Source organism: Acrocarpospora corrugata, assembly GCF_009687845.1.
GTDB classification, from domain to species: domain Bacteria; phylum Actinomycetota; class Actinomycetes; order Streptosporangiales; family Streptosporangiaceae; genus Acrocarpospora; species Acrocarpospora corrugata.
In genome coordinates this window covers 25,192-37,118 of record NZ_BLAD01000087.1, presented here as the reverse complement: position 1 = coordinate 37,118, position 11,927 = coordinate 25,192, and the positions used below count along the sequence as shown (strand labels likewise).

Annotated in this window: 13 protein-coding genes and 1 pseudogene; 7 read left to right on the top strand and 7 right to left on the bottom strand. The window is 67.0% G+C overall.

Features of this window, described 5'->3' with window-relative positions; translation table 11 throughout:
* Position 1: 1 nt before the first annotated feature.
* Positions 2-634, bottom strand: a complete 633-nt coding sequence (locus Acor_RS33965) for an ABC transporter substrate-binding protein (protein WP_246239498.1) — start codon at positions 632-634, stop codon at positions 2-4.
* Positions 635-754: 120 nt separating this feature from the next.
* A pseudogene (locus tag Acor_RS44950) lies at positions 755-1,104 on the bottom strand (ABC transporter substrate-binding protein); the annotation flags it as partial.
* A 234-nt stretch (positions 1,105-1,338) separates the two neighbouring features.
* Between Acor_RS44950 and Acor_RS33955 the strand changes: the two are divergent.
* The 3 genes from Acor_RS33955 to Acor_RS33945 all read left to right on the top strand — a co-directional run bounded on the left by Acor_RS33955 (position 1,339) and on the right by Acor_RS33945 (position 3,215).
* Positions 1,339-1,965, top strand: coding sequence for a TetR/AcrR family transcriptional regulator (locus Acor_RS33955; RefSeq protein ID WP_155340869.1), 627 nt, complete (start codon positions 1,339-1,341; stop codon positions 1,963-1,965).
* A gap of 111 nt (positions 1,966-2,076) precedes the next feature.
* Positions 2,077-2,718 (top strand): response regulator, encoded by a 642-nt coding sequence (locus tag Acor_RS33950; protein WP_155340868.1) that lies wholly within the window; start codon positions 2,077-2,079, stop codon positions 2,716-2,718.
* A 23-nt stretch (positions 2,719-2,741) separates the two neighbouring features.
* Positions 2,742-3,215: a pyridoxamine 5'-phosphate oxidase family protein gene (locus Acor_RS33945; protein WP_155340867.1), complete on the top strand. Its 474-nt coding sequence runs from the start codon at positions 2,742-2,744 to the stop codon at positions 3,213-3,215.
* Between the two features lie 80 nt (positions 3,216-3,295).
* On the opposite strand, the gene Acor_RS33940 is transcribed toward Acor_RS33945, so the two are convergent.
* From Acor_RS33940 to Acor_RS33925, 4 genes are all read right to left on the bottom strand, one after another.
* Complete coding sequence (locus Acor_RS33940) at positions 3,296-4,984, bottom strand: sensor histidine kinase (RefSeq protein ID WP_155340866.1); 1,689 nt, start codon at positions 4,982-4,984, stop codon at positions 3,296-3,298.
* 40 nt (positions 4,985-5,024) lie between these two features.
* Entirely contained in the window at positions 5,025-5,525 is a 501-nt protein-coding gene (locus tag Acor_RS33935; RefSeq protein WP_170317214.1) for a universal stress protein, read from the bottom strand.
* A 175-nt stretch (positions 5,526-5,700) separates the two neighbouring features.
* Positions 5,701-7,152 (bottom strand): RCC1 domain-containing protein, encoded by a 1,452-nt coding sequence (locus Acor_RS33930; protein WP_155340864.1) that lies wholly within the window; start codon positions 7,150-7,152, stop codon positions 5,701-5,703.
* A 421-nt stretch (positions 7,153-7,573) separates the two neighbouring features.
* The gene (locus Acor_RS33925) at positions 7,574-8,260 is read right to left on the bottom strand and encodes a hypothetical protein (protein ID WP_155340863.1); all 687 of its coding nucleotides are present in this window, start codon (positions 8,258-8,260) and stop codon (positions 7,574-7,576) included.
* Between the two features lie 158 nt (positions 8,261-8,418).
* Between Acor_RS33925 and Acor_RS33920 the strand changes: the two genes are divergently transcribed.
* Both Acor_RS33920 and Acor_RS33915 read left to right on the top strand, forming a co-directional pair.
* On the top strand, positions 8,419-9,147 hold the full coding sequence (locus tag Acor_RS33920) for a DUF433 domain-containing protein (protein ID WP_155340862.1): 729 nt from the start codon (positions 8,419-8,421) through the stop codon (positions 9,145-9,147).
* Positions 9,122-9,529 carry a PIN-like domain-containing protein gene (locus tag Acor_RS33915; protein ID WP_155340861.1) on the top strand — a complete coding sequence of 136 codons (408 nt, stop codon included), beginning with the start codon at positions 9,122-9,124 and terminating at the stop codon, positions 9,527-9,529. Before Acor_RS33920 ends, Acor_RS33915 begins: the two co-directional genes overlap by 26 nt.
* Before the next feature lie 97 nt (positions 9,530-9,626).
* Here Acor_RS33915 and Acor_RS33910 read toward each other — a convergent pair whose 3' ends face one another.
* Entirely contained in the window at positions 9,627-10,481 is an 855-nt protein-coding gene (locus Acor_RS33910) for an alpha/beta fold hydrolase (RefSeq protein ID WP_155340860.1), read from the bottom strand.
* Positions 10,482-10,685: 204 nt separating this feature from the next.
* Between Acor_RS33910 and Acor_RS33905 the strand changes: the two genes are divergently transcribed.
* Complete coding sequence (locus tag Acor_RS33905; protein WP_218034641.1) at positions 10,686-10,910, top strand: macro domain-containing protein; 225 nt, start codon at positions 10,686-10,688, stop codon at positions 10,908-10,910.
* Positions 10,911-10,958: 48 nt separating this feature from the next.
* On the top strand, positions 10,959-11,843 hold the full coding sequence (locus tag Acor_RS33900; RefSeq protein ID WP_155340859.1) for an SMP-30/gluconolactonase/LRE family protein: 885 nt from the start codon (positions 10,959-10,961) through the stop codon (positions 11,841-11,843).
* The last annotated feature ends 84 nt before the right edge of the window (positions 11,844-11,927 follow it).

The following is an 11,927-nucleotide window of genomic DNA, read 5'->3' as shown; positions in this document are numbered from 1 at the left end:
GTCATCGTCCCAGCTCACGGAAGGCCGAAACCATCCGGTACGGGTTGCCGTAGCCCTCACTCGCCACGATGCTCGGGCTCAGCGTGTCCAACCGGTAGGCCAGGTACTGCGGCCTGGTCGCGAGCGGGATCATCTCCGCGTTCGTGTCGGCGCGGTCGCACAGCTGCTGGAACGTCGCCGCCCTGGCCGGGCCGGGCAGATCCCCGGCCGCCTTGTCGATCAGGGCGTTCAGCTCGGGGTCGGTCTTCATGAAGGCCTTGTTCCAGAGCGAGGTGTCCGGGTTCCACCACTTCGAAACCATCGCGCCGTCCACGTAGCCGGCGAACCACGTCATCGAAGCCTCGAAGTTGGGCGGGCTCTCCACATACACCCGGTTGGCCCAGGTGCCCTCGTCGGTCAGCTCGATCTTCATGTTGACGCCGATCCGCTGCATGATCTGGGCGATCTGCCCAAGCACCGGGTCCGTGGTGTACGTCGACATGGTGAAGGTGAGGTTTTCCGCGCCCGCCTCCTTGAGCAGCGCCTTCGCCTTCTCCAGGCCGGCGGTCGCGGACGGCAGTTTGGCCGGGTCGCAGGCGTCGGGCAGGCCCTGCGGGGTGACGCCGGTGGCCTTGCTCTGGCCGCCGGTGGCCACCTTCGCGATCTGCTCGCGGTCGATGGCGATGTTGACGGCCTGCCGTACGCGCTGGTCTGCCGGTGCTCACCCACCACGAACGGCCCGGTGCCCAGCATCTCCTTGGCGACGTTGACCGACTTGTCGTCGATCTCCTTCATCGGCAGGATCGACGCGTTGATGTTCGCGAGCGCCCCCAGCAGCGGCGTGTACGGCGACTTCAGCTTGAACGTCACCTGGTTGTCCGCCGTCTTCTCCACCGACTCGACCGGCCCCAGCTGACCGGCCCAGACGGACTGGCCGGCCAGCAGCCGCCGCATGCTGCCGACCACGTCGTCGGCGGTCATCGCGCGGCCGTTGGAGAAGGAGACGCCGGAGCGGAGCGTGAAGACGTAGGTGGTCGGGTCCGGGTTCTCCCACTTCTCGGCCAGCAGCGGCTCGATCGTGTAGTCCGGCCCCACGGTGACCAGCGGCTGGTAGACGAAGCTCATCAGGTTCCAGGCGGCCGCCGCCGCCGACAGCTGCGGGTCCAGCCCCGCCGCGGCCGCGTTGTCCGCCGCCACCTGCAGGGGGACCGCGCCACCCGCCGCCGCGACCGGATCGGCCACCGCGAGGAACCCGGGCGTCGCCGGCGGGGAGGCCGCGGCGGCCCCGGACGGGCCCGGCTGCCCGGCGCGCTCCGCGCACCCGGTGGCCATCAAGGTCGCGGCGACGGCGCAGCACACATGTCACGGAAGAAGGATCAGGCCGCCCGGCGGAAGCACCTGCTGGAGGCCGCCCGCAAGGCCATACTCAAGCGCGGCCTGGAGTCGGTCGGTGTCCGTGACATCGCCCAGGCCGCGAGCATGTCTCCCGGCTCGGTCACGTACTACTTCCCGACGATCGACGAACTGCTCCGCCAAGTGCAGGCGGACGTGATCGCCCGGTTCGCGCACTCGCGCTGGGAACTCGTCCGGACCATCGAAGACCCGGTCGCCAGGCTACGTGCTCTGATCGAGCGCGGCGTCGCCACCGGCCCCGACGACGAGCTCCTCTGCCTGCTCAACGAGTTCACCGGCCTGATCCGCCGCAACCCGATCTACCAGATCTCCTGGAAAAGCCACAACGACAGCCAGGTCTCGATCTACGAATCCGTGATCACCACCGGCGCGGCACTCGGCGTCTTCACCCTCAGCTGCTCCGCACTCTCCATCGCCAGAAACTTCGTCGGCCTTGAGGACATCTACGGCTTCCACGTCGTCACCGGCGCCAGCATGACCCAGCACGAGGCCCTGGAACTCATCTTCGACTTCGCCAAGGGCGCCGTCGGCTGCGACCTCCACGAACCCGCCACACCCCCAGTCCCGTCATGACCACACAAGGCGCTGCTGACGGACGGCCGCGAAGGTAAAGCCCGAGATAAGGCCAGGTCGTGGGACCTTGGTCCCTACTCCGGGCCGGAACGCTCGCCTAGGTTCGTAGGCATGATTCAAGTGTTCCTGGTCGACGATCATGAGGTCGTCCGGCGCGGTGTGGCGGCGCTGCTCGACGCCGAGGACGACATCGAGATCGCCGGAGAGGCGGGAACGGCCGAATCGGCGATCACCCGGATCGCCGCGATGAAGCCTGACGTCGCGGTGCTGGACGTGCGCCTGCCGGACGGCAACGGGGTGGACGTGTGCCGTGAGGTGCGGTCCAGGATTCCCGAGCTGGCCTGTCTGATGTTGACGTCATATGCGGATGACGACGCGCTGTTCGACGCGGTCATGGCCGGTGCTTCGGGTTACGTGCTCAAGCAGATCCACGGCTCCGACCTGGTCGGGGCGGTGCGCACGGTGGCGGGCGGGCATTCGCTGATGGATCCGCAGACCACGGCCGCGATGTTGCAGCGGCTGCGTGATCAGTCCATGCGCCAGGATCCGCTGGCCGCGCTGTCCGAACAGGAACGGCTGGTCCTCGACCTGATCGGTGAGGGACTGACGAACCGGCAGATCGGTGAGCGGCTCTTCCTGGCCGAGAAGACGGTGAAGAACTACGTGTCCAACCTGCTCGGCAAGCTCGACATGAAGCGCCGCACCCAAGCGGCCGCCATGGTGGCCCGGATCAAAGCGGAACGGCCTGAGTGATCATGACTCCATTTCCACACGACATGACTTCTCTTCGGTGGCACGATCTCCCTTCGGGAACCCGCGAGCCGCCGAAAGCTTCCGACGACGACGGTGAGGTCGATTCAGCCGGCCTGCGCGTGCTCTCGCCCGCCGAGTGCCTGCACCTGCTGACCCGCGCCCCCATCGGCCGGATCGTCTTCACCGACCGCGCCCTCCCGGCCGTGCAGCCCGTCAACTATCTGCTGGTCGGCCAGGACATCGTCATCCGCACCGCCACCGGCTCCAAACTGGCCGCCGCCACCCGCAACACCGTGGTCGCCTTCGAAATCGACGATTTCGACCCCCGAACCCGCACCGGCTGGTCCGTCACCGCTGTCGGCCGCGCCCGCGCCGTCACCGAATTCGAAGAACTCCAACGCCTCACCGCCCTCCCCCTCACCTCCTGGGCCCCAGGCGACCGCGACCACTTCATCGTCATGCACGCCCAACAACTCACCGGCCGCCAAATCCTCTGACCCCACCCCCGCCCCCATCGCCCTGACGCACATACCGGAAGAGATGATCCTCTCGCCGAGTGGTTGCGCTCTGTGTTGGGTTAGCGGAATGGGGCTGCCCAGGTGAGGCGGGTGCCGCCGTTGGGGAGGGGGGTGGCGGTGAAGGTGCCGCCGAGTTGGGTGGCGCGGTCGTTGAGGTTGCGGAGGCCGCTGCGGCGGCCGTTGGCGGGGAGGCCGATGCCGTTGTCTTCGATGGTGAGGATGACGTGGTTGTCGGGGGTTGTGTGGATGGTTACGTCGGTTTTGGAGGCTTTGGCGTGCCGTACCACGTTGGAGAGGGCTTCTTGGAGGACGGCCAGGAGGTGGTCGGCGATGGGGTCGGGGATGGTGTTGTCGAGGGGGCCGTCCATACGGAGGCCGGGCATGAAGCCGAGGCGGACGCGGGCGTTTTCGACGAGGGTGATGATTCGGGTGCGGAGGCCGGGGTCGGCGGACACGCGGGGGGCCTGGAAGGCGAAGATCGTCGAGCGGATCTGACGGATGGTTTCGTCTAGTTCGTCGATGCCGTGCTGGAGGCGGGCCTCGGCTTCGGGGTGGTCGACCAGGCGGGTGGTGCTCATCAGGGTCATCGCCACCGCGAACAGGCGCTGGATGACGACGTCGTGCAGGTCTTTGGCGATCCGGTCGCGGTCTTCGAGCAGGCCCAGGCGTTCGGCGTCGCGGCGGGCTTCGGCCAGTTCCAGGGCGACGGCGGCCTGTCCGGCGAACGCGTGCAGCATGCGGAGCATGGCGGGCGTGAACGGGAGCCGGCCCTGGCGTCTGCCCAGGGCGAGTACGCCGCGGACCGAATGCCCGATGCCGAGGGGGACGGCCGCGGCGGGGCCGATCGGGGGGAGGCCGCAGATCTGCAGGCCCGCCTCGGCGAGGTCGTTGACCATGCGCGGTTCCGCGGCGGTGAACGCCATTCCGGAGAACGATCCGGCCAGCGGCACTTCGACGCCGACGAGTTCGTCGCAGCCGTCGGTGATCATCACCCGCAGCTTGTCGTCGCCGACCGGGAACAGAATGGTGGTGACGTCGGCTCCGGCCATCACCCGGACCCGGGCGGCCACCTGGCACAGCACCTCGTCCACGTCGTCCCCGGACAGCAGACTGGTCGTGACCTCGGTGGACGCCTGTAGCCAGATCTCCCGGCGGCGGGTCTCCTCATACAGCCGGGCGTTCTCGATGGCGACCCCGGCGGCGGTGGCGAGGGCGATGACGACGGCTTCGTCCTCTTCGTCGAACTCGGCGCCGCCGCGCTTCTCGGTCAGGTAGAGATTGCCGAACACCTCGTTTCGGACCCGGAGGGGCACGCCGAGAAAGGAGCCCATGGGGGGATGTCCGGGCGGGAACCCGTACGACTCGGGGTGGTCGGAGATGCGGGTCAGCCGGAGTGGCTCCGGTTCCTTGATCAGGAGGCCGAGCAGGCCGAGGCCGTGTGGCCAGTGTTCGATGGTGGCGATCTCCGCCTCGGTCAGGCCGACCGGGATGAACTCCACGAGTGTGTTCTCTTCGCCGACCAGGCCCAGTGCGCCATAGCTGGCGTCGACGAGGGTGGTGGCGGTCTCCACGATCCGGCGGAGCACGAGCTCCAGCTGGAGATCGCTGCCCACCGAGACGACGGCCTCAAGCAGAGCGTGCACCCGGTCGCGAGTGGCGAGCACCGTCGCCAACCGGCTCTGAAGCTCTGCCAGCAACTCGTCGAGGTGCATGCTGGGAAGAAGCGGATGCGACTCATCCAGCGTCATACCAGCATTGTTCCACCTGAGCTTTCAGGCACGACCACGGTCAGTCATTGTCCCGACCTTGTTTGCGGCAACGGACCACCACGACGGGGCAACTCGCCCGGAGCAGCACCGCGCCGCACACCGAGCCAAGGGTTCCGGAGTCAGCGGCCCGGCCGCGCGCCCCCACGACGAGCAGATCCGCGCCAACCGAGGCGTCGACGAGCGCCTCCACCGGACAACCGTGGCGAATATCCTCGATCACGGTGACCTCCGGGTAGTGCGGCCGCCAGGTGTCAAGCCGTCCGGAGGTAAATTTCTTCTTCGCCAGGCCAAGCACCTCCAGGTCGTAGCAGACCCAGGGTGCGCAGTCGTGCGTCGGTTCCCGCCAGGCGTGTACGGCGCGGAGCATCTGCCGGCCCTGCTGGGCCTGCTCGAACGCGTACTGCAGCGCGGGCTCCGAGCCCACTGTCTCATCCACCCCGACCACGACACCGACCTTCTGGTGCGGATGGGAATTTTCACTGGTGACCACCGGATCCCCGGCGGCAGCAAGATCAATCATGGCGTCTCCTTTATCTACCTCCCATTCCACTATGTAAATGCCAGCCCAACCCAGGGCCATTGGTCCCTTATATGAGGGTCAGTCGGCCGTGTCAGCGATCCCCCAACGCCAAGGGACGGGCAAGAGGCGGCCCGCTTACCGGGGGCGAGAGCAAGCGGGCCGCGGGACAGAAAGATCAGGGACAGGGATGGTCCGGCCGGATCGCGACCACGATCGAGACGTTCGACCCGGGGGCCACCGCAGTCCCGGCATCCGGGTGCTGGTCGGTGACCTGGCCGATGTCGTTGCACTGATGGTCGATGACGGTGTCCTCGGAACCGAGGTTCAGGCCGGCCGACGAAATGGCCTCGAAAGCGGAGCTTCGCAGCCTGCCGATCAGGTCGGGCACCTGAATCGTCGGGGGTGCCGTGGGACCGGCCGTGGGGGTGGGGGTCGGGGTCGGGTCCGGCGGGACGCTGTGGATGTCGACCACGGTGGCCACGGTGGCCCGGCCGACCGCGATCTGCTCCACCTCGGCCACGCCGGTGACCATGGACGGAGTGGGGATGTATGCGGCGGTGTCGCCCGTACCGAGCGCGCCGGACTCGTTGCTTCCCCAGGTCCAGACTCGGCGGTTGTCGAGGAGTGCGGCGGTGGTGCCGCCCGCGCCCGCCTCGATCTGGGAAACCCCGGAAAGCGAGATCCGTACCGGAGTGCGCCGTTCCGTGGTGGTCCCGTCGCCAAGCTGGCCCACCGTGTTGGAACCCCAGGCCCAGACGCTCCGGGCGGGATCGGCCACCGCGAAGGCGGACTTCTCGCCGGCGGCGATGGCGGTGACCCCGGTCAGGCCCGGCACCTGTGTCGGGACATATCGGGGTACGCTCCCGCCCAGCCCGAGCTGGCCGTTCGCATTGTTGCCCCAGGTCCAGAGCGTGCCGTCGGAACGTATCGCCATCGAGTGCACCCCATGGGCGGACGCGGCGATCTGGGTCGCGCCGGTGATTCCGGCGAGTTTGACCGGCCTCGGGCGGTTGACGGTGGTGCCGTCGCCGAGCTCCGCGTACCCGTTGTGGCCCCAGGCCCAGACGGAACCGTCGGACGCGAGCGCCAGGCTGTATCGGTAACCCGCCGCGACCTGGACGATGCCGGTCAGGCCAGCCACCTGCTGCGGGATCGGACGTCTGGTCTGAGTGCCGTCGCCCAGCTGGCGGTATTCGTTGTCGCCCCAGGCCCAGACCGTGCCGTCGCCGCCGAGGGCCAGGATGTGCTTGGCGCCGAGCGAGAGCTGGGTGATCCCGGTGAGACCGGGCACCTCCTCGGGACGGGTGGCGAAGTCGTTGGTGTTGCCTTCGTCGCCGAAACGCCGGTTGCCCCAGACGTACACGACACTGTTCTTACTGAGCGCGGCGGAGAAATCGCTTCCTACGGCGACCTGCCGTACATGTCCGGCTCGGTGGCCCCACTGCGGGAGCCTGCCGACCACGACCGGAATGGGGGAACTCGTGGTGGTCCCATCGCCGATCTGGCCCCGATGATTGAGACCCCACGAGGTGAGGTAGCCCTTGACCGGAACCGCCGCGATCGCGTTCCCCACGGTCAGCACGGTCGTCAACGCGATGGCGAACACCGCCAAACCCACGCGTCTCACAACGCACCCCGGTTCGGCCGACGCGACACCTCGGGACGCCGCCCCGGATTCGCCCGCCTGCCGTCCGGCCGCCCGCCGGGCCCGGTGGTGGGCCCACGCCGCCCGTCCCGCCCACCGGCAGGCTCCCGCCGCCGATCTCCCCTCCGCGAGTCATCCCCACCCAGAGACCACGCCGGTACGGCTGTCGCGGGCGAGTACGCCATATCCGTCGATGTCATGACTTACCTTCCGTTGGCCTTTCCCCTGTCGGCGTTCCGGGTGGTTCCGGCGTGACTGGAACAGGGTGGAACGCGGTGGCACATCCGCTCCATGACCAACGTGCTGACCTGCGGATTCAGGGGAAGTCCCGGATGGAACATGAGGGACACTCAAGCGCGATCTCCCGGTAGCTGTGACTACCTCGAAGAGCGCGTGGGGAAGGTTACTCGGTCCCTTCGGGAACCTGGTCGACGGAGATCGCGCCGTCGCTGTGACCGGACGTCAGGTATGCGTGCTGGTGACCCTTGCCGACGTCGACATTGAGCTGGTCGAGCTGGGTAGCGGCGACCGACCACATCGCGACGGCGGTAGAGCGCTGCCGGGCGACCAGGCCGACCAAGCTAGCCCGCCGATCCTCAGGAAGCCCCAGAACCGCGGCGTAAGTGTCGAGTGCCCCGGCGAGCGCGCTCACCGCACTACGGAACCCACCCCGGGCAACATTGGTCGCGGTCATCCCCGAAGGCGATTCCGCATGCTTGTCGGCGACTTTCCGTACCGCGTCCTGCCAGCCCCGGACGATTTCCGGCACGGCGGGCTTGGGGGCGGTCGTCTCCGCTTCGGGAACCGCGAGCGCGAGTTCCGCGAGCACCTTGTCCAGTTCGACCGCCGTGGACTTGGCCAGCCCGGTCAGCTCCTCAACCTGCTGAGTGTCCCGGACCACGTCGGCCTTGTGCAGATCGGCGATGGCGGTGTCCGTCGCGCTCGGACTCCCGACCAGGTATCCGAGCGCACCTCCGGCCAGCCCGGCCACGACAACAGATGCGACCAGCACGCCGTACACCCGCCCGGTGAAACGCCCCGCAGCGGTCGGCGGCGAAACGATCGGCTTCCGGCGCGCCTTCACGGACATGGACGACTCCTCCACTGTCTGACCTGCCCCGCCGACGCTACTAGTTCCGCCGATAACCGTCCATCTTTTGCTCGTCGAAAATCGTAAGCCGAGGCAACTCCTCCAAAGCGTTTCCGTACGTATGTACGGACGTATGCCTCATCATTGAGAGCCAGACCATGACCGGCCAGTGGCAGGGGGTGGATATGACGATCGACCGGTTCACGACCCCGCTGTACGGTGTCGCCGAAGCCGCCAGTTACCTCGCTGTTCCCATGTCCACCTTCACTAGCTGGGCTTTCGGCTACCAGCGTCGCCAGCGTGACGGACCTTCTGTGCACGGACGACCGGTCATCACTGCCTCGCGGCCGGGACGGCCGAATGAGGCATCTGTGCCGTTCATCGGCTTGGCTGAGGGCTACGCGCTGGCAGCCTTCCGACAAGCGGGAGTGCCGCTCCAGCGAATCAGACCGGCGATCGACGCACTACAGCGCGAACTCGGAATCGAACACGCCCTCGCCAGCCGACGACTCTTCACTGACGGCGCCGAAGTCCTGTTCGACTACGCCGAAAATGCCGATGACGCGTCGGCCCGGGAGCTGGTGGTCGTCCGCAACAACCAGCGGGTGTTCTCCGAACTTGTGGAAAACTACCTCCGCCACATCGACTTCGCGTCCGACGGATACGCCCAGGTGATCACCCTCCCGCAGTATCGGGTCGCCGACGTCCGGATCGACGTCGCCCACGCATTCGGCCGGCCCCGGTTCGCTCGGGGCGGAGCGAAACTCGAAGACGTGATCGACCTCTTCCAGGCGGGCGAGCCGGTCGATGTCGTCGCGGCGGAGTATGGGCTCAGCAGGGCCGAGATCGAGGATGCTCTTCGTGTCGCGACCCGCGCAGCCGCATAGATTCTTCATCGACCGCAGCCTGGGACGAGTGGCCGTCCCCGGCCTGTTGCGCGCGGCCGGATGGGATCTGATCACGCTGGCTGAGCATTACGGTGTCCCCGAGAACGAAACGGTTGAGGACACGCGCTGGATCGAAGACAGTGCGAAACTCGGTTGGCCGGTGCTGATGAAAGACAAACGTATCCGCTACCGACAGGCCGAGATCGAGGCCGTCATCAAACATCACGCTCGTTGCTTCGTGATCACTCGTGGTGACCTGACCTCCGCGGCCTACGCCGAACGGTTCGTGACGAATCAACAAGCGATCTTCACGATGGCGAGTTCCGTCGGCCCCTTCATCTGCGCCGTCCATGCCGAACGGCTGGAACGCCTGCGTGGCTAGGAACTTCAGCGTGCACCGCCTGGACCAGGCCGACAGGCCAGCCGGTCCTGCCTGACCGCTAGCGACACCATTGGTGATCAGGGCGCGGATCCGACACCTACTGGACGGAGCAGACCGCGGATGCGATCACTGCCGTCACCTTGTCTGGATGCGATATCAGGGACAGGTGGGAACCGCCTCGGAACTCGGTGATCTTTGCGTGGGCGCGGTGGGCCATGGCCAGTTTCGAGGTTGGGGTGATGATCTGATCGCTGGTGCTGATGAAGAACCAGGACGGGATCGTCTTCCATGCCGCTGTTTTCGACGGTGTCGTGAAGGCGACGGTGGAGACGGGACGTTGGGAGGCCCACAGGCGCATTGCGGCGCTGCGGGGCTGGTCGGAGGCGAAGGAGCGGAGGAAGGTGCCCTGTTGGAGGTAGAGGTCTTTCGCGCCTTCGGGTGAGCCCGGATAGGACACGTCGTAGTACAGGGAGGCGGGATTGTCGTTGAGTACGGATCCGGAGCCGCTGAGTTGATCGGTCGTTTCTCCGACGTCGGGCGCGTTCGCGTCGACGTACACGAGGGCCTTGACGCTGGGGTTGCCCGTGGCGGCGTTCGTGATGACCGATCCTCCGTAGGAGTGCCCGACGAGGACGATCGGGCCGGAGATGGTTCTCAGGTAGGCGGCCACGGCCGCGGCGTCGGTGTCCAGGTTCCGGAGTGGGTTCGGTACGGCCCGGGCGACGTAGTCCGCAGCTTGGAGGGCGTTCACCTCGCCGTTCCAGCTTGACGTGCCGGCCCAGGCTCCGTGAACCAGGATGATTGTCGGCTTCTCGGCGCCCGACGCCTGGCAGGGAAAGGGGCTGCTCGTGGATGTGGCCGCGTGAGCGTTGACCGCCCCGGCCGTGGCGATCAGCGATAGGGTTAGGAGCGCGATGACCTGCAGCGGTCGGCGGGTACGCGCTGCTCTCATGGCTCTCCCCTCCGATGGCGGCCATCCAGATACTCAAGCCGATATCGCATGCAGCCCATCTTGCCTCTAAGAACTTCGCAATTAGCCCGTGTGGGGTTAAAACGTCAGCCTCAAAGGGGTCCCCCGCCTGCGTGTGTCTGATTCGACCCCACCCTCCACCTCCGTGGAGCGGTTCTGTCGGTGGGGCCGGATAACGTGCCGGTCATGGCGCAGATCCACTACCTGCACGGCGACGCGACCTGCCCCCAAGCCGAGGGCCCCAAGGTCATCGCCCACATCTGCCACGATCAGGGCGGATGGGGAAAGGGGTTTGTCCTGGCAGTATCCAGGCGCTGGCCAGAGCCCGAGGCCGCCTACCGCCGCTGGTATCAGGACCACGTAGTCCTCGGGTCGCAGACCGATGATCTCGTGGATGGAGGTGCTGGCTAGTCTCTACGACGGAGGGACGCCTGCCGAGGGAGCGAGGAGGTTCGCGGGATGGATGTCATTCCGGCGGAGTTCGAGGTGCTGGACAAGCGCTTCGCGGGGGTTGGCGGGGACAAGCAGGTCGAGCGGATCTACCGGGGGTGCCGGTGGGCGGAGGGGCCGGCGTATTTCGCGGCGGGGCGTTACCTGGTGTGGAGCGATATCCCCAACGATCGGATGCTCCGGTGGGATGAGATGACCGGGAATGTGGGGCCGTTCCGGACGCCGGCGGGGTATACGAACGGGCACACGATCGATCGGCAGGGGCGGTTGGTGTCGTGTGAGCATGGGAATCGGCGGGTGAGCCGGACCGAGCACGATGGGTCGATCACTGTGGTCGCGGATCGGTGGGAAGGGAAGCGGTTCAACAGTCCGAACGATGTCGTGGTGAAGTCGGACGGGTCGATCTGGTTCACCGATCCCGCGTATGGCATCGACAGCGACTACGAAGGTCACCAGGCCGAGAGCGAGATCGGCAACGATCAGGTCTATCGGGTCGATCCTGCGACGGGAGAGGTCACGGCGGTCGCGGATGATTTCGTCCGGCCGAATGGGCTGGCGTTCTCGTTGGACGAGTCGCAGCTGTATGTCGTGGACACACGTGAGAAGCACCTGCGGGTGTTCGACGTGGTCGGGGGCTCGTTGCGGAACAGCCGGGTGTTCGCGGAATGTTCGGGGGGTAGCTTCGACGGGATCAGGCTGGATACGGCGGGGCGGATCTGGGCGGCGGTACACGAGGGCGTGCACTGTTTCGACCCGGACGGCACGCTGATCGGCAAGCTCAAGCTCCCGGAGAAGACCTCCAACCTGGTCTTCGGCGGCCTCAAACGCAACTGGCTGTTCATGACGGCGACCAGCTCGGTGTACGCGATCATGACCAATGTCCGCGGTGCGTAGGCACGCAAAAGGAAACGTGCCGCGAGGGCCCTCGCGGCACGTTTCGACAGGTTAAGCGAGACAGGATCAGGCAGGCGCGATCAG